Annotated in this window: 16 protein-coding genes; 4 read left to right on the forward strand and 12 right to left on the reverse strand. The window is 39.6% G+C overall.

Annotation, left to right across the window (positions count from 1 at the left end; all coding sequences use genetic code 11):
- Positions 1-10: 10 nt before the first annotated feature.
- The 7 genes from R8G33_05215 to R8G33_05245 form a co-directional block, all read right to left on the reverse strand.
- The gene (locus R8G33_05215) at positions 11-1,846 is read right to left on the reverse strand and encodes an AMP-binding protein (protein ID MDW3095057.1); all 1,836 of its coding nucleotides are present in this window, start codon (positions 1,844-1,846) and stop codon (positions 11-13) included.
- A gap of 434 nt (positions 1,847-2,280) precedes the next feature.
- Entirely contained in the window at positions 2,281-6,786 is a 4,506-nt protein-coding gene (locus R8G33_05220) for an EAL domain-containing protein (GenBank protein MDW3095058.1), read from the reverse strand.
- 8 nt (positions 6,787-6,794) lie between these two features.
- On the reverse strand, positions 6,795-7,751 hold the full coding sequence (locus R8G33_05225) for an ABC transporter substrate binding protein (GenBank protein ID MDW3095059.1): 957 nt from the start codon (positions 7,749-7,751) through the stop codon (positions 6,795-6,797).
- A 31-nt stretch (positions 7,752-7,782) separates the two neighbouring features.
- Positions 7,783-9,846: a TonB-dependent receptor gene (locus tag R8G33_05230; protein MDW3095060.1), complete on the reverse strand. Its 2,064-nt coding sequence runs from the start codon at positions 9,844-9,846 to the stop codon at positions 7,783-7,785.
- Positions 9,847-9,880: 34 nt separating this feature from the next.
- Entirely contained in the window at positions 9,881-10,684 is an 804-nt protein-coding gene (locus R8G33_05235; GenBank protein ID MDW3095061.1) for a citrate/2-methylcitrate synthase, read from the reverse strand.
- A 6-nt stretch (positions 10,685-10,690) separates the two neighbouring features.
- A complete protein-coding gene (locus tag R8G33_05240) occupies positions 10,691-11,497 on the reverse strand; it encodes a citryl-CoA lyase (GenBank protein MDW3095062.1) in 807 nt (268 codons plus the stop codon).
- Positions 11,498-11,643: 146 nt separating this feature from the next.
- Positions 11,644-13,581, reverse strand: a complete 1,938-nt coding sequence (locus R8G33_05245) for a thiamine pyrophosphate-binding protein (GenBank protein MDW3095063.1) — start codon at positions 13,579-13,581, stop codon at positions 11,644-11,646.
- Between the two features lie 701 nt (positions 13,582-14,282).
- On the opposite strand from R8G33_05245, the gene mltF reads away from it, so the two are divergent.
- Complete coding sequence (gene mltF, locus R8G33_05250) at positions 14,283-15,704, forward strand: membrane-bound lytic murein transglycosylase MltF (GenBank protein MDW3095064.1); 1,422 nt, start codon at positions 14,283-14,285, stop codon at positions 15,702-15,704.
- 1 nt (position 15,705) lies between these two features.
- Here the strand turns inward: mltF and tadA are convergent, their stop codons facing one another.
- From tadA to guaB, 3 genes are all read right to left on the reverse strand, one after another.
- The gene (tadA, locus tag R8G33_05255) at positions 15,706-16,185 is read right to left on the reverse strand and encodes a tRNA adenosine(34) deaminase TadA (protein ID MDW3095065.1); all 480 of its coding nucleotides are present in this window, start codon (positions 16,183-16,185) and stop codon (positions 15,706-15,708) included.
- The gene (gene guaA, locus R8G33_05260; protein ID MDW3095066.1) at positions 16,176-17,765 is read right to left on the reverse strand and encodes a glutamine-hydrolyzing GMP synthase; all 1,590 of its coding nucleotides are present in this window, start codon (positions 17,763-17,765) and stop codon (positions 16,176-16,178) included. Before guaA ends, tadA begins: the two co-directional genes overlap by 10 nt.
- Before the next feature lie 80 nt (positions 17,766-17,845).
- Positions 17,846-19,306 carry an IMP dehydrogenase gene (gene guaB / locus R8G33_05265; protein ID MDW3095067.1) on the reverse strand — a complete coding sequence of 487 codons (1,461 nt, stop codon included), beginning with the start codon at positions 19,304-19,306 and terminating at the stop codon, positions 17,846-17,848.
- Between the two features lie 100 nt (positions 19,307-19,406).
- Between guaB and xseA the strand changes: the two genes are divergently transcribed.
- The 3 genes from xseA (at position 19,407) to gluQRS (ending at position 22,600) form a co-directional block, all read left to right on the forward strand.
- Positions 19,407-20,807, forward strand: a complete 1,401-nt coding sequence (gene xseA, locus R8G33_05270) for an exodeoxyribonuclease VII large subunit (protein MDW3095068.1) — start codon at positions 19,407-19,409, stop codon at positions 20,805-20,807.
- A 66-nt stretch (positions 20,808-20,873) separates the two neighbouring features.
- Positions 20,874-21,671, forward strand: coding sequence for an RNA polymerase-binding protein DksA (gene dksA / locus R8G33_05275; protein ID MDW3095069.1), 798 nt, complete (start codon positions 20,874-20,876; stop codon positions 21,669-21,671).
- A 23-nt stretch (positions 21,672-21,694) separates the two neighbouring features.
- Positions 21,695-22,600, forward strand: a complete 906-nt coding sequence (gluQRS, locus tag R8G33_05280) for a tRNA glutamyl-Q(34) synthetase GluQRS (protein ID MDW3095070.1) — start codon at positions 21,695-21,697, stop codon at positions 22,598-22,600.
- Between the two features lie 52 nt (positions 22,601-22,652).
- On the opposite strand, the gene R8G33_05285 is transcribed toward gluQRS, so the two are convergent.
- Entirely contained in the window at positions 22,653-22,868 is a 216-nt protein-coding gene (locus R8G33_05285) for a hypothetical protein (GenBank protein MDW3095071.1), read from the reverse strand.
- Positions 22,869-22,907: 39 nt separating this feature from the next.
- Positions 22,908-23,990 (reverse strand): 2Fe-2S iron-sulfur cluster binding domain-containing protein, encoded by a 1,083-nt coding sequence (locus R8G33_05290; protein ID MDW3095072.1) that lies wholly within the window; start codon positions 23,988-23,990, stop codon positions 22,908-22,910.
- Positions 23,991-24,038 lie beyond the last annotated feature (48 nt).

The following is a 24,038-nucleotide window of genomic DNA, read 5'->3' on the forward strand; positions in this document are numbered from 1 at the left end:
ATTCGTTTAATTACGCTGTTTGTAATTTAAGCTGCACTACAAGTTCACCATTTGAATCAGTGATATCGTATTTATCTGCGCCAGAATATAAGGCATCAATCAATGACTTATAATTGTTTGCAATGACATCGCGTCGGATTTTACGAGACCTTGTCATTTCTCCTACGCTGGCATTTAACTGAGTATGCAATACCGTGTGTCTCATAATCTGAGGACAGTTATCACCGGCAACATGCTGCATACATGAATTAACTTCTTTCACTTTTGATGAAATTAATTCAGTGACCTCGTCTTTTGTAGCAAGATCGCGCAGACCGGTAAATTGCATTTGTTTTCTCTCAGCCCAAGCACCCACTGATTCAGAATCAATAACAATTAACGCTGCAATATGTTCTCTTTGCTCACCGATAACGACCGCATCTTGAATATATGGAGACGACTTAAGTGCGTTTTCGATTTGCTTAGGCAAGAAGTCCTCACCATTACTAAACTTACTAATACAATCTGCTCTTTCAATCACATGTATATGGTTATCTACCATTTCACCAATGTCGCCTGTCTTGATCCAACCATCAGCACTCACTACTGTATTAGTATGAGCATCATCACGATAGTAGCCTTTAAATGCGTTGCTGCCTTTAAAACAAATCTCTTTATTAGAATCCACTTTCACTACTACACCAGGCAATGGAGCACCCACCATAGTTTCGGCATGGTCGGAACTAATATCTTGTGCATCTTGCACACTCATACACCCAGCACTTTCTGCGCAACCATAGGTCGCTTTCAAGTTAATACCTAATGCTAGATAAAATTTAAATATATCTTCACTCAGTACATCTGCACCCACATACGCATGCTTGATATTACTTAATCCGTACAAATCTTTAATTTGATTAAACACCAATTTATCACCCAGCCATGTACGACCTTGAGTAAGCAAGGAACCCATGTGCTTTTTGATTAATGACGAATTAGTATTTTCTGCTCTTGAATTAATTTGAGAATAAATTGCTTTGTAGAAATGTGGAGGACCAAAGAATAAGGTCGGGCCGACTTCACGCATATCCGTAAGAATTGTTTCATTACTTTCAGGACAGTTAATGGTGTAGCCTTTAATCATCCATAGCGCATAGACAAAGAACAATGTATTTGCATAACACAGCGGAAGATAAGCATAGACTTCCTCATCTTCGCCTATACCTTCTTTATCGACAAATGCTTGGCCAGTAGTCAAAAAGTTAGAGTGCGTTAAAATAGCACCTCGGCAATGACCTGATGCCCCTGCAGTATAAACTATAAATGCTTCAGAATCGGGAGTAACTTTTGAGCTGACATCATCCATAAATGATGGGTGCTCTTTTGCAAACTGCTCACCACGCTCTTCGAACTCTATGTAGCTCTTAAGATGTGTATGATCATAATCTCTCATGCCTCGCTCATCGAAGTAAATTACTTCAGAAAGCAAAGGTAGCTCTTTTATGACTTCATAAATTGCATCAACTTGTTGCTGATCTTGAAGTACTGCAAATCGTGCTTCACAATTTTCTAATAAACCTTTCAATTCTTCAGTGGTTGAATCCGCATGCATGGGCACGGGTATTGCACCTAAACTTTGGGCTGCCAAAATTGAGAAGAATAATGGTGGGACGTTATTACCAATAACTGCAACTTTATCTCCAGGCTTTAAGCCTGTTGCTGCGAACCCACAAGCCAATTTTTGAACTTCATTTGCAACATCCTTCCACGAATATGAATTCCATATACCGTGTCGCTTCATTCGAAGCGCCGGGTGATTACTACTTTGTGTTGCATGTTGTTGCAGTAGACTAGGAAATGTTTCCATATTAATTTTTATGACAACTCTTAATATTAATAAACGTTTTTATGAGGCCCACACAATTAAAACTCAATAGCTAACAAAAATGCACACTGGTAGCGGACATAGATTGTAACCTTAAGTAAATATCGTATTACTTTGACCTATTGATTGATAGCTATCTTGACACTATTCATTGTTTTAATATGTGTCAGCTTTTGAGGGATCACTCCTCCACCCTTAGTACGACTTGTTAACCGTAATATGTGTAAACTACACCAACGGACTGGGAAATCCAATATTTTTTTTCATTTTCAACGCTTACTATAATCGTTCTAAATTATGCTTAATAAACAGCCGCTATCTTGCTGGATTTTATAGACTTTCAACCACTTCATAAATATAAATAATAGAGAAAGTTTCGATATATCATTGGCTTACAGTGGGAAACTAAGGGGATTTCAACTTTCGCGGTAATCTGATAACTCTCTTATAGCAGTACTGCCAGCTTGATCATTTTTAAGAATGCGTTCTTCAAACTCTTCAGCACACACGGGGCGACCAATATAATACCCTTGAATATAGTCACAATCTAATGCTTTCAAGAACTCCTGCTGCTGGCGAGTTTCTACACCTTCCGCGACTACTTTCAGACGCATGCTTTTAGCCAGAGCAATAATACTTTGAACAATTGCACGGTCATCAGCATCAGTTTCTACATCTCTCACAAAAGCAGCATCAATTTTCAATAAATCGATCGGGAAGCGCTTCAAGTAATTTAATGAAGAATAGCCTGTGCCAAAATCATCAACTGCTAATTGAACCCCCATATCTTTGAGTCGCTGCAATATTTCTATCACTCGCTCTGGATTATGCATTATGGTGCTTTCAGTTATCTCTAACTCAAGCAAAGAAGGATCAATTTGAGTCTCATCAAGCACTTGCTTTACTTGATTAATAATTTCACCATTTTCAAGTTGAACACCGGACAAATTAACCGCAATTGAATATGGCCCAAAACCTTGGTCTATCCAGTCTTTGATTTGCAAACATGCGCCAATCATTACCCATAAACCAATTTCATTAATAATGCCGGTTTCTTCTGCTAAAGGAATGAACTCTTGAGGGCAAATAATACCTTTTTGGGGGTGGTTCCAGCGTACCAACGCTTCCATGCCTACAATTTGATTTGTCTTTAAATCAGCTTTAGGTTGGAAATACACATCTATTTGATCACGACTAACAGAACGACGAAGATCAGCTTCTATTTCCATTTTGCGTGTCACTGCTGCTTCCATGTCGCTTTCATAAAAGAAGTAGCTGCGCCCCACTTCTTTAGCTCGAAACATAGCTGTATCTGCATGTTTCATAAGATCACCAATATTATCTCCATCTAATGGATATAGTGAGATACCAATACTGGTTGATACAAAAATTTCTTGTCCTGAAAACGAGAAAGGCTGTTCAATACTGTCACATATTGTTTGCGCTATCCTAGCTACCGAATCACGTGATTTTGCTCGATCTACAATAATGGTAAATTCATCACCACCTAATCGAGCCACCATGTCACCACTGCGTACACATCGCTGCAAACGATCTGCCACTGCTTTTAACAGAAGATCGCCTACGCTATGCCCTAATGTATCATTAACTAATTTAAATCGGTCTAGATCCAAAAATAACATTGCCACCATATCATTGCTGCTATACGCTTTACCTAGCAATTCATTTAGGTGTTTTGATAAAGTAGTGCGGTTCGGCAATCCAGTCAACGGATCAGTATACGCAAGTTGACGCACATGACGTTCAACGCTTGCCGCATGCAGTAACCGAGATATACGTTGTCGCAAAACTGCAAAGTGAACTGGTTTAGGCAAGTAATCAGTGGCGCCTACTTTGAATGCGCGCTCAACCGACTCTTCATCATCTAGTGCTGTCACAATCAAAATAGGTATATGACTACCATTTTCTAGTGTTCGAATTTCTTCGCAAGCAGTAAACCCGTCCATTTCTGGCATCATGGCATCAAGTAACACCAAGTCTGGCATATTATTTTGGCAGTATTGCAGCGCTTCCTGCCCATTTTCTACTTCGTGAAGTTCGTAACCATCTGAGTCCAACACATTCATCAATGCAAGACGCATACTGCGATCATCATCAGCGATAAGTACTCTATCCACCTGATCACTTGCTCTTACTTCACTGGTTGGCAACGTTTGCGAATATTCTGGGTCAATCAGTTTATTTAAATACTCTATTACGCGATCCACTTCTTCAAATAATGCAATTAACTGAGTATTAGCATCTTGTAATTCATTAGCTCTTCCCATGTCTTCAATTTCTTTAGACACATTTGCTAATTCAACTGCACCAAAATTTTTACTACTTCCTTTTATACTATGAGCAAAATGCTGAACTTGCTCCGCGTCTTTTGAATTCACCGCATCTTCCAATGACGTTACTAAGATTGGCAGATCCTCAACATAAGCTTTTACCATTTGGTCAAATGCAGAAGCAACACTGTCACGCAGTTCTTCAATTCGTTCTTCATCTATTGGACCAGTTACCCCAGGCTGGGCTACATCAACTACTGGAATACCATCAACTGTATTTTCATTCTCGTCAACATCAGGCAACCATTGTTCTAGTTTTGCGCGAATTCTATCTAGCTTTAAAGGCTTTGATAAATAATCATCCATCCCTGCTTGCAAACATTTCTGTCGATCACCTTCCTGTACATTAGCGGTCATAGCAATGATAGGTATGCCGGCACTTTTCCCTCCAGTTGTACGAATTTTTAGTGTAGCTTGATACCCGTCCATTTCAGGCATATTGCAGTCCATAAAGACCAAGTCAAATCGATTCCTCTCCAGCAAGTTAGTTGCGTCTATGCCATTGCTAGCAACAATTACAGAACAACCCAGACGCTCCAGCATACCAATAGCAACCTGCTGGTTTGCAGCATTATCTTCAGCCACTAAAATATGCGCGCTAATGGAATTATCATTATTATCAACCTCCTCAGTAAACAATGGATTGATAATATTCATACTACCCTTCATAACTGTTGAGATTGAATCATAAAGGCTAGATTGCAGAACGGGCTTTTGCACAAAGCCATCGATTTCCACAAATCGCTCTAGGAAAGATTCTGCATGCGCTTGATTTGTCATTAATAACATTTTCACCAGACTCACTTCTGGGTTTCGACTGATTGAACGCATCAATTCGATACCATTACAGCCCGGCATTAATTCATCTATAAGTGCCACATCAAATGGTTTATTAGTGTGAGTGGCATGACGCAATTTCAATAAAGCAGAATCACTGCTATCAGCACATTCAACATAAGCACCCCACTTTTCAAATGTTTGCTGTATATTAAATTGAACGATTTCACTATCATCAACAACCAAGACACGTAGATCCATGGAGCCTTGAGCGTCTCGCGTCATCTCGCAATTAGTATTTGATAATCGCATAGGCAACTCAAACCAGAACGTACTGCCTTCTCCAACCGCGCTATCTACACCGATCTTACCATCAAGCACACTGACCAGCTGTTTACAAATTGCAAGACCCAAACCTGTGCCACCAAATTTTCGAGTTGTTGAACCATCTGCCTGTGAAAATGCATCAAAGATTTTTTCTTTTGCACTTTCAGCAATTCCTATCCCAGTGTCTTTAACTTCAAATCGCAAACAGATATCACTACCACGGGCTTCCATCAAATTAACATGAATACCAATTTCACCCGAGCTAGTAAATTTAATTGCATTACCACATAGATTAAGCAGCAGCTGACGTATTCTGCGAGAATCCCCCATTACTGAGTTTGGCACACTAGTGCATATCAAATGCGCAAGATCAAGGTTTTTACTCTGTGCCTGTGAAGCCATAATGCTGACTACATCATCAAGGAGTTCACGCAGATTAAATTCTTTAGAATCGACCACTAACTTGCCCGAGTCGATCCTTGAAAAGTCTAAAATATCGTCAATCAATGCAAGCAGCGCATCACTAGAATTGCGCGCAATATTTACATATTCTCTTTGTTTAACGGTAAGCCCCATGCCTGACAATAACTCTAGCATTCCCAGAATACCGTTAAGGGGTGTACGCAACTCATGGCTCACGTTTGCAGCAAAATCTCCTTTAATACGAGCTGACTGAATAGCATCATCACGGGCAGTTTCAAGTTGCACCTCACGATCCTGAAGAGATTTAATCATTGTATTAAACGCAGCTTCCATTTCACGTATATCACGCGGACCTGAAAGTTCTGCGCGCACATCCGTTTCACCAGATTGGGCACGCCGCATTAAACGCATCAACTCTTGCAAAGGTTTTGTTACACGCTGTGTAACCATTAATAACAGCACCATCAATGCCGCTGCTAATCCTAAAGATATAATAATATTAACTTTACGAATTTTGCTAATTAATAGTATTAAACCTTCTTTACTTTGGACGACTCTTACATGCCCTAAAAGCTCGGGTTGCACCTGTTCATCAAAAGCATCTTCTTCTAATTCTTGCAGGTAATATACGGGTGCGACGAAATACCAAGCCTCATCAGTTTCTTTGACTAAGCCTACTTCATTGCTCCACACTGGTTGATCAGACGTTAAAGTATCTTTACCCCTTTCTACTAAAGGTTTTTTATCAAGATCATAGACTCCTACACCCTCCACTCCAGGAAAATTAAGAATAGCTGTCACTGAATCTTCGACATTCTCAACATTACTAACCAATAAACCTAAAATACTTTGCGATGCAAAGGTCTCTGTAATCTTTTTTCCTTCTTCAAGTAGATTTTTACTGACCGCACTTGAAGTGAATTCGGAAATGAAAAATGTAGAAATAATTGCCGTTGAAATGATGCCGCCAATAAGCACCGCAACCAACTGCCGACGAAAGTCAGGCGGTGTAATTATTTTTTTTATATAAGTTAAAAATTTCATTTCAATATTTAGTTTGATAATGGAAACACTACGTCAAATTCTCTCAACTCAGACCTTGAAACAGATAAACCTAGATGTTCAGCCGTGCGAGAATTAATTGCATCTTGCAACCCTTCAGTCGGGTACAAGCCATTATTTAGTGACGATGCAGAATTAGAACTCGCCTTAAGCATCAGTTCTGCTAACTGCTTACCATGCAATTTATTATCTGGATACATAGAAAAAAGCACGCCCTTTTTCACATGACTTAGCGCGCTAGAAAACACTACAATTTTCTTTTGCCATGCCTTCTCCAGAATAAATGGCAACACTACTTTTGAGTCCACTATCTTTCTATCTTGCAACAACCAAATAGCAGTTTCATCTAACTCACTGCCATCAAATACTTTATCGTAAATAATTGCTGACTGCTTGATATCTATCGCTTCATAAGCAACCAGTCGAACCCCTTTTGCTGCTGCCTGTCGCTTTGCTAAATCGACTAGCCATTGGTTCTTTTTAGGGTTATACACGACTACAATTTTTTTCCGTTTATTATCTAATCTTTTTAAAAGATTGAATAATGATTTTGGATTAGGAGTTAAAGCAACCCCAGGTAACTTATTTGCCGGACCTGGTGAAGATAATAATGCCCCCAACACGATCGGAATATTTTTTGGTACATGTACTGAAGCTTTCCGACCAACACCGCCCAAAGTAATTACAGCTCTGATTTTTTCTTTTTCAATCCAGCGATTGATTGATTGAGGATCATAGCCTTTCTTGAGTAATAATTTTGATGATTTCTTATTAAGGCGATCATCAACACCCATACCCACAGTTTCGAAAATTACATTAAAGGGTGCACGCAACTCTGGAATAATTACACCCACTCTAGGTTCCGCATAAGCCTCTAAAGACAAAATCACATATGAAAAAATTACTGCTGAAATTGCAGTACTTAGGTTTTTAAACCGCGAAAACACTTTACAATCCACCCAACCGTGAAATTGATTATTATTGAAAGTCTATTCTTAATTCTGCAAATGCAGATCTTCTCTCAAGCGGCAGATCATTAGATATATTCAAACTGGCATCTGTTGGTTCTTCGGGAGAGGAATTAAATAAATTACGCACCCCCGCTGATAATTCCCATTGATCACTGAAAGCTTTACTTCTGAGTGTTAAATCAAATACAGCGTAATCGTCTAGCTCATCTCTTGTATCTAGTGGAGGCCTGTCACGATCTATCACATAGTTAACTGCAGGAGTAATAGTCCAGCCGGGCAAGAATTCCCAATCAGCGCGCGCATAGATTTGATGATGAGGAGCATTTCCTGAATCCTCATTAGAATCTTCATCCTCAGAATCTTGGAATGCATAATTTGCCAATAATGAAAATGTACTGTTCGGGTTCCACTCCATTTCCAATTCGAAGCCATAACCAGTTTGCTCACCTGCATTTTGCGCTGTAAAGGTTGTTGCAGGAAGCGGATCCGCCACAAACGTTATAATATCGTCCCATTCATAATAAAATACATTAGCGATAAAATGTAAATCTTCGAAAGGCCGATAATCAACAGCAAATTCTATTGTTTCTATTTCTTCAGGATCAAGATCATCATTGCCAACGGCAACCGGATTAACGGGACGATTTCTAAACTCTGCAAATGACGGAGCACGAAACGCTTGACCATATAAAAGCTTTACAGTCGTATCATATCTTGCTGACCAAACGAGTGCGGCACGTGGATTCCAAGTGTCACCAAAGTCATTATAATCATCATAGCGAATGCCCGCTGTCAGCTCCCAATCATTTGCAATACTCCATACATCCTGAATAAAACCAAACTTGTTATCACGATGCTTCTCAGGTAAGAATGCAAATGGTGTATCTGAAACATCCATCACTAGACCAGTCATATTGAAGTTATTGTTATCTTCAACTCTATAAATTTCACTGTGAGTATAACCAGCACCAACACGTATTTGATGATTTTCAAATCCAGTGAAAAGCGATGTCGTATTAAAGCGCCAATGTCTCTCCCATACTTCAGGATTTCCAATCAACCCTATCGGAGGAGTCATAGGAGCACCCGGAGGTAAAATGAAGGTATCTTCACTTACAATTTGCGAAGTATTAAAGAAGCTAGCTTGCACTTGAAAATCTAAATTATCTGCAATTTCTGGGTTTAGATAAGTTAGATCTGCATTCCATCTATCCGATTCGTATTCTGCATTTGTATCTAATGCTTGCCCCACTCCAAACCCAATCTCAACATTACGTCTTCTTTGGAGTCCACCGCGAAAATTCCACATACCCTTTTCTACGTCTAATCTTAGATCAAGATTATCTCTTCCATTTGTTGTGGAACCAGGCGTTAATGACGCGCCACTCCCTGTTAACACATCTGAATTGACATCTTCATGATGCCCATCTGTCGATTTAATTTCGGCCATCAAGCCGACTTCAAAACCTGCATAATTACCACCATGCAATATCCAACTTTCTTTAGTATCGAAAGATCCGTAACGTAATCCAACCTCAGTGCCATTTATTTCACTACCTGTCTTAGTTACTATATTAATCACACCAGCAAAAGCATCGGCACCATAAACTGCTGAGCCAGGACCTCTTATCACCTCAATCCTAGAAATTGACTCGACAGGCATGCCTCCCCATACTTGATTCCTGTTTCCTGTAAACAAATTGGATATTGAAATTCCATTGATCAAAATGAGTACTTGAGGATTTTGTGAAGCATAAATTCCTCTAAACGTGTAAATTGGAACACTACCAATTGGACTTCTTGATACATGAAGGCCTGGCACTGTTTCCAATACATCATCAATATCACGTGCACCTATTTCTTTGATATCAGCCGCGGTAATAACAGAGGCCACTGCCGGCGCCTTAGAAATTGGTTGCGCTGTACCTGTGGCGATACTTACTAACTCTTCGTCACCATATAACTCTAACAATGCTTCCTCTTCCTCTTCATCTGCAAAAGTTAACGTAGAAAACGTCAACGAGATTAAAAGCATTAGATATACATTGATCTTAAAAATTCGTGAATCCATGTTTGGCCTTCCTTTATATATATTAATGGAGCAATTAACTCCATTTCCTATTTTCAATTCCATCATAATCAATACGATTACAACGAAGTGGAAATAATGTTCCCTCATCTTTACTTGACGCATCGGCGAAACAAGCAGTAATACCCGCATTAAAACCATTAACGGCATACAGGTAATATTCTTTCACCGAAAAACCCATATCCGCTCCGATTGCAGCAGCCAAGCCAGTAATATTCATTTGAAGCCGCCAACGTCCGGACATAAGGAATTTTTCCACTTCATTAGCTAACTGAACATGTTTACCGTTGTCGAAGCCATTCTTTACCATCAATTCCTTAATAGGCTGTATTCGCTCATCACCATTTGCAATAGGTCTTCCATAACCATAGATAGCCCTATTTGTTTTTAACTCAGTCTTTATTAGATCTTCTAACTTTTCGCCTGCATCAACTTTCTCAGAACACTCTTTTATAAAATCAATTGCAGCAATATTTGCCTGTCCACCATAAATTTTGGCCTCACTCACAGCTGCGCCAGCACCGACACCCAAACTTCCTGTACTCCTAGCAGTACCTGCAAGCGCTCCTATTCGATTGTTCCAAACACGAGGATCAGGGTAACTTATTGTCAACGCCCAAATCTTATCTAGTAGTTCTACAGCGTTATCTTCAAACTCACGACCCGTGATCATAAATAACAAAAGCTTAAGCCAAGAGAAGTCTTTCAATTCCGAAAACAAATCCCTACCACGCACAACAACTCGCTCTCCTGGAATCGAGCCCCCTAGATCTGTCTGCCAATTTTCTTCAGATTTAATTAAATCAATTTTAGATTTCATTCTCATTCAACCAGGATCATTTGTGATTTTTAATGCGGGCCCAAAGAAGGGATATTTCTTCCACCCCATTTTCTTTTGCTCTAATGCGTGAGCCGCAGCACCAGGTAATTTCAAAAACAGATAAATCATTTCTGCCTGCTCACATGTCAGATCTAATTCCGCAAAAGCACACGCAATTACACCTGTCATCGATAATGGGCTTTTTGTTAATTTTTCAAGTTCTTGTCTATTCTCTGCTAACCAAAAAAGTTTTCCATCATCGCTTATTGATTTCAGTGCTTCTAATGTTTGCAGTACAGGCTTTGCACAAAATGAGCTGTGAGGATCGAAGCCTGGAAAATGTTCAATATCATCCCAAACAGATGCTCGTTTCAATTTTGGAGGATTGATTATTTGCACTTTCCACTCATTGATGTCTTTTCCACATTTAGCCCACCATTCCATTGCAATAAATATTTCTCTAGCACCATTAAGCTGTCCTGCTCCGACAGCTAATGCAGCCATTAATGCTGACGCCGAAGATGACCCACCAACACCCGCATTCATTGCCGCTCTTACGCTATGATCCCTAATCCCAGGATTTGCGACTGCAATTGCAATTTTTTCAAGTAGCTCGGCTTGCCATCTTTCAGGCTTTTCCAACTTGAACAAAAGCCAGATGTATTCGAACCAAGATGCTTTATTTAACAATTCTCCATAAACGTCATAGCCGGAACAAAAGCACTTATCTGCCACAAAAGGGTTATCGACACTAGGTTCTTCCTGCCAAATTTTGGTATGGATGACCTCTATCTTTTCGTTGTCATTTTCCATAGTTTACAAATACAAAAAACTCATGACTTATTAATAGCTTACTGTTAACGAGAACCGTTAATAGTGTAATGTAGAAGAATCTGCATCAGGGATAATGCATCGGCGGTTTACCACCGTGAGTCAGGCTATAGCCGAGGTATTTATACTTAATCTACGGCACCTAACGCTTGTAGGCGGTTTCTAATCGGTGGAATTTCTTCAGAATCTATATATACATCAAGTATTACTGGGCCTTCGCTAGACAATATGTCCGCAAAATTTAGACTTTCAAGGTCACTAACAGTTTTCACATAAAATCCCGGAATACCCATACTTTCACCCCATTTAACGAAATCCACCTGAGTTAGAGTATGAGCTGTTGGCTCACCTGAACCCATACGTTGTCCTTGCTTCACCATGCCATATTCGGCGTCATTTAGGATTAAAAAGACTACGTTAAGCTTTTCTTGAAGCGCTACCGTTACTTCTCCACCGCTCATTAAAATAGACCCGTCTCCCGTTATACACACAACGGGATCATTTTTATTTGATAAAGCCGTACCAATCGAGGATCCAATCGCCCATCCCATAGAACCATATTCTAAACAAGTCCAGAATAAACTGCCTTGCTGTGAACGCCTTCCATTGGTTCTTTGGTGATCCACTACGCTACTTAACTTTATTACTGATCTTCTACTCTTAACTCGCCGATCATAGGGGTGCAAGTAATGAATACTCCACACCATACTATTGCCTGAATCACACAAGTAATGAGTATTAGGTGGAAATAGTTTAGGTAAACTATTCATTAATCTTTGTGGTTTTAAAGGCGCGCTATCATCTATACATTTCTCATCATTTTCCATTGAAAAATGATAGTTAGCTATTTCACCTTTTCCACCTAATTTCTCAAGTTCTTCAACTTTAGATCTACGACTCTCAAAAGACGGATCATAAGTTAACTTCACATTCAAAAAATCGAGGACTTTTTCAAAGACTGCATCTATATCGCCATGCACGTGCAGCCTTGCCATGGGAGATCCAGCAAAATTGCAATCTGCAGCATCAACGTGAATAAGCTTACTATTCAGAACAGATTCATCCCAGTTGTTACTAGCAGTTTCACTAAGAGTTGTTCCAATCGCTACAATTAAATCTGTGTCTTTACGATTTATAGTTGACACTGCTGATTGATGTCCCGCGAAACCAATGACTCCTCGGAATAAAGGATGATAAGGACTGACCAATCCTTTTGCATGCGGGGTCGTAACAATTTCAATGTTAAGCATCAAGGCAACATCTAAAATATAAGAAATTGCATCAGCACATTGCTCTCCTACAATAAATACAGTTCTCCCATTTTCAAGCAGTTCGTGATTAAGTTTATTTAAACTATCATCATCTACTAAAGAAGTTTTCTTAAATAAATTATTCAATTCATATGATGGTCGTTTAACAGAAGCATCGCTTCTAAACACATCCAGAGGAATACTAAGATGCACAGGCCCTTTTGGAGACTGCAGAGCTTTCATTATTGCCGATGTTAATTTCCGTTCAAATTGGTCAGCATGTGAAACCAAAGTACTGTAGTGAGTACAGTGCTCAAACATTGCTACTGTGTTTATTCCCGTATCACCTGATTCTTGAGCTGCGCGTTTACCAAAATTTGTAATGGCTGTTTGAGCAGTAATGACTAACAGAGGGGAATGGTTATCGTAAGCGGATGCAACGCCTGTGATTAAATTAGTAGTACCTGGACCAGCCGTACCACAACAAACACCGAGCTTTCCACTATTGCGAGCATAGCCATCGGCCATGAATGCCGCACCTGTCTCATGGCGTGCTACAACAGATCTGATTCCTCCGCGACGCTCACTTCTCGCTAGAGCGTTAAACAGTGGCTCAATTGCTCCACCAGGTATTCCAAATACATACTCAACACTAAGCTGCTCTAAATAACTAACCAACAAGTCGCCGAGTTCATATTTTGTCTGAATTAATTGAGTGACACTTTCTTTGGTAGATTTAACAGGAACATCAATAGTATCTCTGCTTTGTATCATGCGTCTTGTTTGTTCACTGATAATTCGCGTTGGAGTACTCATTGATTTCTATTTATTAGGTTTAAGAAAATCTCAATATTAGAAGTTAATAAATCACTTTAACTATATTATTGAATTTAAAGCTTTTTCTTGGCTTTGACTTATAACTTATATTAGATTAGTACGTTAAGTGACTGTTTTAATGCTAATAATAGACCCTTACCTCTAGTTTTGTCTAACTTTTTGTAATCCAGTAGTTTATATACTTAGAATCCAACAATTGATAATACTAGTCAATAATTATTTATCACCAACTAAAAATTGATAAATACCTGATATTTATGACATGTTGTTGAAATTATTATACGAATTTTATAGTTAAACCAAATCGATGGATTTAGCTATATTTTTAATATGGAAGGATATTTTGAGCAGATACAAGAAGTTGGAAGACATATCTAATATAGAAGCAAAATTATACTTTTATTTATCTTAACTTAGCAGTTAGATGAAATTTACTTTTGAATGGTAAAAAATTTACCAATACAATTGCGTAGTAGCGATGAATTCATGAATATTTAGCATTTGTTAATTGAATGCATTTACGTGCATAAAGACTATCCAAAACAGGTATAGACATCACACTTATCATCAAAATCCATAAAATTCATGCTATTAGCCTAATCATTGCAAGCTATCTCACAACAACTTATAGAGATTTTTATACCATTAATCAGGAAATTCGTTACCCTGTATGAATATTTATGTTTGCACGCACTTACCAAAACATCTTTGTCCTCGGCCTAATAATATGCGGCTTAGGTTCAGTACTGCAATTTGAAAGCAGAGAGCTTCATACAACTGACCTTGAAAGGATACAGCGTAGTGGTGAAATCATCATCATCACTCGCAATACTCCTACAACATATTACATAGGCGCTGAAGGACCCACTGGTTTTGAGTATGAGTTAGCAACTGAATTTGCACGCTTTCTAAATGTTTATCCAAATGTAATTATTAGTAACCAATTTTCCAGCATACTGCCATCTATTAGCCGCAAGTCTGCCAATGTGGCCGCTGCTGGTATTACAGTGACTGAATCTCGAAAAAGACTAGTTAATTTTTCTGATAGCTACCAAGATATTACTCAGTTAGTTATTTATAAAGCCGGAAACAAGAAACCACGTTCGATAGAAGATCTAAGAGGTGTGACTGTGCACGTCATACATGGCAGCAGCCATGAAGAGCAGATTAGCGAACTCCATAAGCAGTATGATTTTTTAACATGGCAGTCACATGACAAGATTGACATTAGCACCCTGATGCAAAAAGTCGAAGATGGTGAGTTTGAATACGCCATTAGCGATTCCAACGATTATGAATTCAACAGAAGGTTTCACCCAAAATTACGTAAAGGATTTGAGATAAGCGCACAACAGTCTCTCGCGTGGGTGTTTCCAAAATCACGAGACAACTCAATTTTAGTAGCTGCAAACGAATTTTTAGCACAATCAAAAGCCAATGGATTCATAGATCGTTTACATGAAAAGCACTATAGCCACGTTCCGGGACTTAATTACGCAGGCGCACATACTTTTAGAAAACACATTAATTCACGTCTAGAAGATTTAATCCCAATTTTCAAACAAGCTGCTGCAGAACAAGATATCGACTGGAGATTCTTAGCCGCAGTCAGCTATCAAGAATCACTATGGAATCCAAAAGCAGTATCACCAACGGGTGTTCGTGGTTTAATGATGTTAACCAAAAGAACTGCTCGCCAACTTGGTATTGAGAATCGCACTGACCCTGTAGACAGTACTAAAGGTGGCGCATCTTATTTAGTAAAACTAAAAAAGAAAATACCTGAGCGCATTGCTGAACCTGATAGAACATGGATGGCACTAGCTGCATACAATGTAGGCTTTGGACATTTGGAAGATGCACGCGTATTAACTCAAACTCGTGGCGGAGATCCAGACCAATGGTCGGATGTGCGTGAATCTCTACCATTATTAACTCAAAAAGAATGGTACAAAAAAACTAAGTTTGGTTACGCTCGCGGACACGAACCTGTTTTATATGTCAGAAATATCCGCAATTACTATGACTTGCTAGTATGGAAATACAATGACAATCAAGGCCTGCAAGATTCAATTACGCGTATTCTTCCAAAAGTAATGTGAGCTAACTTTTGGCATCCAATCTTTTTTGCTTAAAAAAGTTCTGCAAAAGTGAACCACATTCTTCTTTTAAAATGCCGCCCTGCACTTTAATTTTATGCACTTGCATTTCATCATTAATCCAGTCACAACAACTTCCTGCAACACCAGTTTTCTGATCATAAGCGCCAAACACTAATCGTTCTATACGTGCATGCAGCATTGCACCGGCGCACATCATGCATGGCTCTAATGTGACATATAGAGTTACTCCTGGTAAACGATAGTTATTTAGCGCTATCGACGCCTTACGAATTGCCAGCACTTCAGCGTGAGCACTAGGATCATTCAAACTAATAGGAGAATTACTTGCTGTTGAGATGAGCTTGTTACTATCAACTAGTACAGCACCAACTGGAACCTCGTCATTTCTTTCAGCTTCACGTGCAGCAGCTAATGCTTGCTGCATCCAATACTCGTCATTTTTTAAGTCAGCTATTCCCATTCGATGGTTGCAGGTGGCTTACCTGAAATATCGTAGGCTACACGTGAAATTCCATCAATTTCATTAATAATTCGACGAGATACCAAGTCAAGAAATTCGTAAGGCAAATGCGCCCAGCGTGCTGTCATGAAATCAATAGTTTCAACTGCTCTTAATGCCACGACAAACTGATATTTTCGGCCATCACCCATGACACCCACTGATTTCACTGGCAAGAATACGGTGAATGCTTGCGACACTTGGTCATATAAGTCATTACGTCGCAATTCCTCTATAAAAATATGATCCGCTCGACGCAAAATATCTGCATACTCTTTTTTAACTTCGCCGAGTATTCTAACTCCCAAACCCGGACCTGGAAATGGATGACGATGAATCATCTCATAAGGCAAACCAAGCTCATCACCCAGTCGCCTCACTTCATCTTTGAATAATTCACGCAATGGCTCAACCAGGGATAACTCCATATCATCAGGCAGACCACCTACATTGTGGTGCGACTTAATTAAATGTGCTTTACCTGTTGTCGCCGCGGCGGATTCAATCACATCTGGATATATTGTTCCTTGAGCTAACCAACGCGCATCTTTTATTTTTCGTGCTTCTTCTTCAAAAATTTCTATAAATAAGTTACCAATTTTTTTACGCTTAAGCTCCGGATCATCGATAGCATTCAATGCAGATAAAAAACGACCTTCTGCGTCTATACGAATAACTTTTACACCCATATGTTTACTAAAAGTTTCCATTACCTGGTCACCTTCATGTAAACGCAATAATCCATTATCAACAAATATACAAGTGAGTTGTTTACCAATAGCCTTATGCATCAAAGCGGCGACAACTGAGGAATCAACACCGCCAGACAACCCTAAGATGACATGTTCAGAACCAACCTGATCTTTCACTCTATCGACAATATCTTCAACAATATTACCTGCTGTCCAATTTGCATTACACTCGCAAACACCAACTAAAAAAGAACGCAGTATTTCTTCGCCATTTTTAGTATGTGTTACTTCTGGATGAAATTGTAAGCCATAAATATTCTTATCTTCGTTTGCAATGGCTGCAAATTCTGCGCTATCAGTACTTGCTAAAGTAACAAAACCTTCTGGCAATGATGTAACTTTGTCTCCATGAGACATCCATACATCTAGCAGCTGTTGATTATGTTGATTTTTATTATCACTTAAATCTGAAAATAATTTACTTGCTTGCTTAACAGAAACTTGCGCAAAACCAAACTCACGTTGTGATGACTCACTAACAGTACCACCCAGTTTTTTTGCTATCGCTTGCATGCCATAACAAATACCTAACACTGGGAGATTTGCATTTAATACATAATCTGGCACATAAGGCGTGTCATCCAAAGTCGCAGACTCAGGTCCACCCGATAAAATTATCCCCTGTGCGGTTTCTGCAAATTTTTCAGCGTCGGGGAAATCCCACGAGAAAATCTCGCAATACACACCTATCTCTCGCACACGTCGTGCAATTAATTGTGTGTATTGAGAACCGTAATCGAGAATTAGAATACGTTGTGAATGTATGTCCGCATTATTTGCTGGATTCATTTAAGCAATGTTTTAGTAAAGGGGTCAGAGCCCTTTTTAAATTTTACAATAGACACAAAAAGGACTCTGACTCCTTTTTATCATTCTACGTGATAGTTTGGTGCTTCTTTGGTAATTGCAACATCATGCACATGGCTTTCGCGCATTCCTGCGGAAGAGATTTTCACGAATTCTGTTTTAGCATGCATTTCATCAATGTTGTTGCAACCTACATAGCCCATGCTAGAACGCACACCTCCCAGTAGCTGCTGCAATATTGATGCGATAGATCCTTTATAGGGCACGCGTCCTTCAATACCTTCTGGGACTAACTTATCTTTTTCTGCTACTCCATCTTGGAAGTAACGATCACTTGATCCTTGCTGCATTGCACCGATGGAACCCATTCCACGATAAGTTTTATAAGAACGTCCTTGATACAATTCTACGTCGCCTGGAGATTCTTTAGTGCCTGCAAACAAACTACCAACCATAATTGTGTTAGCGCCTGCTGCAATTGCTTTAGCAATATCGCCTGAGTAACGAATGCCTCCATCAGCTATAACTGGAATACTTTTCTTATTAGCTATACTCACAACATTATCAATAGCGCTTATTTGTGGCACACCTACACCTGCAACGATTCTAGTGGTACATATGGAGCCCGGACCTATACCTACTTTTAACGCATCAGCTCCACTTTCAATAAGAGCAAGGGCTGCATTTGCGGTCGCGATATTGCCACCAATCACTTGTACTCCAGGATATTTTTCCTTAACCTTTTTTACGGTATCTAATACTGCTTGAGAATGGCCGTGAGCTGTATCAACCACAATAACATCGACGTTAGCTTGTATTAACGCATCTACTCTCTCATCAGTATCTGCTCCAACCCCGACTGCTGCACCTGCACGTAATTGACCTTGTTCATTTTTACATGCATTAGGATTCTCAGATGATTTTTGAATATCTTTGACTGTAATCATTCCACGTAGTTGGAAATCTTTATTCACTACCAGCACTTTTTCAATACGATGTTTATGCAATAACTCTTGCACTTTATCTAAGCTTGCGCCCTCCTCGACCGTCACCAATCTTTCTTTTGGTGTCATTATTGTTGTGACAGGTGCATCCAAATGAGTTTCAAAACGTAGATCACGACTAGTAACAATACCCAGCAATTGTTCTTTATCGACGACAGGCACTCCAGAAATATTATTTGCACGCGTAATAGCCAGCACTTCAGAAATACTGATATCAGGTCCCACAGTAATAGGATCCTTAATAACGCCACTTTCATATTTTTTCACGCGTGTTACTTCTTTTGCCTGCATTTCGACAGACATATTTTTGTGGATAATACCCATGCCACCCTCTTGTGCCATCGCAATGGCCAATCGGCCATCGGTGACTGTGTCCATAGCAGCTGACAATAAAGGGATATTTAGGCGAATCTCTCGCGTGAGTTGGGTGCTAAGATCTACATCGCGCGGAAGCACACAAGAATGTGCTGGTATAAGTAGTACGTCGTCAAATGTAAGAGCTTCCTGAATAATGCGCATTTCGATGTCCGGTGTTCGAGATGGCGGCTAATTATAGAGACTGACTTCAACAGGGTAAACTGCTAGCAAGTAATATAACTCCCTAATTATGGATGGACACATGCCGACCGATTCAACCAATGCACGTGAAATATATTCTGTTTCCGAGATCAACCAGCAGCTAAAGCATGCAATTGCATCAAATTTTGCTCTATTGTGGGTTGAAGGCGAAATATCAAATTTGGCTCGTCCAGCCTCCGGACACCTGTATTTTTCAATCAAAGATAAAAATGCACAATTACGTTGTGTGATGTTTCGAAACAGTAATCAACGCGTCCCTTTTGAAATTATAAATGGTGTCCAAGTAATTATACGCGCTAAAGCAAGCCTGTATGAGGCCAGAGGCGATTTACAATTAATTGTAGATGGCATGGAGGAAGCCGGCTTTGGTGCACTTCAAAGGCAATTCGAAGCATTAAAAAGCAAGTTATCAGAAGAAGGGCTATTCGATGAAAGCCAGAAAAAACAAATTCCTGCCTTCCCTGGTGAAATTGCCATAGTTACTTCACCCTCAGGTGCCGCCATTAAAGATTATTTACAAGTAGCACAGAGACGCTATCCTTGTTGCAAGAAAACGATTTATTCAGTGCCTGTGCAGGGCGAGCAGGCTGCTGATAAAATTAGCAACGCAATACGGGCGATTAATACTCAGGCAAGTGCAGATATTATAGTACTCATAAGGGGCGGTGGTTCCATAGAGGATTTATGGTCATTCAATAGCGAAGTTCTTGCTCGCAGCATTTCAGCTTCAGATATTCCAATAGTTTCGGGTATTGGCCATGAAATAGATTACACAATTGCCGACTTTGTTGCTGATTTGCGTGCACCAACGCCTTCTGTTGCGGCAGAATTAACCTGCCCTGAAACGGATGTTTTATTCGCCATGCTGACCAATTCTCAGCGCAGATTGGAAAAGCTATCAATCGAACTAATAAATACCTGTGCCCAAAGCACAGATTGGCTCTCTCAACGATTGCAACGCTCGCATCCCTCTACGGTTATCAATGCTCAGAAACAATCGCTTAAGGGGCTATTAGATAGGCTACAGCGAAGCACTCTAACTCAGACTATAAATAATAGTTACCAACTCCAGAGTTTGACACAACGTTTTCTTACTCAATCCCCACAAAAATGGCTAGAAACAAAGAAATCGCATGTCAAGACTATTAATTCTCGTCTATACGAGACAATACGCCACCTAATTGACCAAAAGACCCACAATTTAGAATTACAGTCCACCACAATGAATGCCGTCAGCCCTCTTAATACTCTTCAGCGCGGGTATTCCATTACCGTAATGAATAAACAATCCTCACAACTCGTTACTGATCACACGCAAGTCAATCACGGTGATCAATTAACCACCTATTTAGCTAGCGGTGAAGTAGTTAGTCGCGTGGAATCAACAAGTTCGAAAAACATAGTAGAAAAAATTTCACCATCCACGAAGGACACAAATTAACTAATTTCTTGCAACTACTGATTTATTCTGATAATAAAGCGGGCTTCTTTTATTAGGGCTAACAACATGGCAGTTAAAAAAGCGGTTTCAAAGAAAAAGGCAGCTCCGGCTAAGAAGAAAGCAGCAGCGCCTAAGAAAAAAGCCCCTGTAAAAAAGAAGGCTATAAGAACTAAGAAAAAAGCAGCAGCACCTAAGAAAAAGGCAGCAGCACCTAAGAAAAAGGCAGCAGCACCTAAGAAAAAGGCAGCAGCACCTAAGAAAAAGGCAGCAGCACCTAAGAAAAAGGCAGCAGCACCTAAGAAAAAGGCAGCAGCACCTAAGAAAAAGGCAGCAGCACCTAAGAAAGCCTCATCAAGTGCAAGTGCTGTCAAAAAGAAGATCATTGCCAAAAAGCCAGTACCTAAGCCTAAAACTCGCTTAATCCCTGATGAGCCTATTGTTGGTATGACTTTACCTGTAGAAGGTATCGACCCTTATATGCCGAGCAATGGCGAGCTTTACATGAGTGATGGTCAATTAGTCCATTTCAGACATATTCTGCTCGAATGGAAAAAACAGTTAATGCAAGAAGTTGATCGAACTGTAGACCACATGAAGACTGATGCAGCTAACTACGCTGATCCAGCTGACCGTGCCACCCAGGAAGAGGAATTTAGCTTAGAACTTCGTACTCGAGACAGAGAACGCAAATTAATTAAAAAGATTGATGAATCTGTTATAACTTTAGATACAGGCGACTATGGCTACTGTGAGTCATGCGGCATAGAGATTGGTATAAGACGCCTTGAAGCAAGGCCAACAGCAACTCAGTGTATCGATTGCAAAACGTTACAAGAAATTAAAGAGAAGCAAATTTATTCATAAGTCAGGAAGATATCCGCACTAGAATTTCACAATACGGCCGTTATCGCGGCCGATTTGCACCCTCTCCGACGGGTCCTCTCCATTACGGTTCATTAGTAACTGCAGTCGCCAGTTATCTACAGGCACGCAGTCAACATGGCCAGTGGTTTATTCGTATCGAAGACATCGACCCAGACAGAGAATCTAAAGGTTCCATTCAAGCAATATTACAAACATTAAAAGACTACGGTTTTCAGTGGGACCACAAACCAATTTTACAAAGCAAACAAGCAAACCTTCACAAGCATATCGCTTTAGAATTACTAAATAGCAATCAAGCTTATGCGTGCAGTTGTAGTCGCAAAGAGTTAGCCAAAATTGCAAAACATGGTGACATGGGATCGATTTACCCTGGCAGCTGTTCTAAGAAAAAATTGATTTATCAAAAAGGTACTTCACTACGTGTACGTGTTGATGACTCCAATATTGAATACACAGACAATAACTTTGGTGAGCAAAAATGTAACTTAAAGAAAATTAGTGGTGATTATATTATCTACCGAGCAAATAAATTACCTAGCTATATATTAGCAGCAAGTATTGATGATTTATTCGAACAATATACTGAAGTTGTAAGAGGTGCAGACTTGTTGGCTATAACTCCCAGACAGATTCACTTAAGCAAGCTAATTCAGAATAGGTCTCCAGCTTTTCTGCACATACCTATAATTACACACGAGAATGGAGACAAACTAAGCAAGCAAACTCACGCTCCGGCATTAAAAAAGCATAATGCACGCACCTGGTTAATTAACGCGTTAACTGATTTAGGCCAGGAACCGCCAAACAATCTTAACTGGAGGCCAATCTGGACAATATGGGAATGGGCAATTAATCATTGGCAACAAAATAAAATTCCAAGACTAAAGACTCTTCCACTGAAATACTAAATAAAAAAGCCGGCATAGAAGCCGGCTTTTTTATTTATTCATCTATTTAGCTTTATTCGTTATCAGAATCTTTAAACCATGCCCATGGCTCTTCTTGTGCAATTCCGATGAACAACCAAACATTACCAATTAATGTTACTACCAAGAATAGTGCTCCACCAATTGCCCAAAGCAGGTTCTCATGATGGTTCTGGAAACCAATAAAATTAAAAATTGAAATCATAGCAATCGTAAATAGTGCCATAACTCCTAATGCTTTCATTGTCATAATATTATTCTCCTAATTTTTTATAATAAAATCAAGGACCTAGCGCCCACCAGGTATTGAGCTAGCGTCTAAGAATTTGTCGTAATATATACTTTCTTCATCAATTCCACCAGCTACAAGAATCTTTATCGCAGCGTCAATCATTGGAGGTGGCCCACATAAGTAGCCTTGTGCATCCTTCATATCAAGCGCAGATGTATCGATATATGACTGCTTAAAATAGTCTGTCACAAATCCAGTAGGTCCTGTCCATGACGAGCCTTCTATATCTGCAGATAAAACTTCTACAAATTCGAAAGTATAGCCTTTGTGCCATTGTTCTTTAATGCGCTGCATTTCTTCTTGACAGTATAAATCTCTCTCGGCTTGCGCACCGAACAAGTAGATACAATTACGTTCAGTTTGCTCTAGCACACATTCTTCTAGTATTGCTTTAATAGCACTCATACCGCTACCACCTGCCATGCATATCATTTGAGAGCTCGCTGGTCGATGATAGAACTGGCCATATGGTGCTGCAAGGTTAACTGGGGTACCCACTCTATCTTGTGCATATAGCCATTCTGTAAACTCACCGCCAGGCACTTTACGAATATAGAAGCTAAATTCATCTTTGTTTTCGTTTCTTGGTGATTTTGCAAATGAATATGATCTTGGTGTGGGAATATCATCAACGGATATCTCTGCATATTGCCCAGCCATCATGTTGCGACTAAATTCACCATCACATTTTACAACTAACTCTTTAATGTCATAGGTTAAGTCATTTACTCTAGCTATCGATCCTTTCAATTGGAGCAGCTCAGTTGCGGGCGCATCTCCCATTTCAACTTCAACTTCAATATCATTTTTCAATACAGTCTGACACGCAAGCGCAGTACCAGCTTTCAACTGATCACCATCAAGTACATAAGAAAAATCTGTTAACGCTTTAATTTTTCCTTTTTTAATAACGCATTTGCATGTTCCACAACTTCCCACACGGCAATCGTGAGGCCATGCCAGCCCTGCTTCTAAAGCAGCCTTTAGTAAGTTATCACCCGCCTTGACAGTAACAGTTGCTTCACCGTTATTTATGTTTGCAGTGTGCTCTTGTTTCTTATTTCCAAATAATCCAAACATGATTTCTTATGGTATATAAAATGCTATATACGTAAAAAGCGCGCAGAC

The sequence above is a fragment of the Gammaproteobacteria bacterium genome (assembly GCA_033344735.1).
Lineage (GTDB): Bacteria > Pseudomonadota > Gammaproteobacteria > UBA4575 > UBA4575 > UBA1858.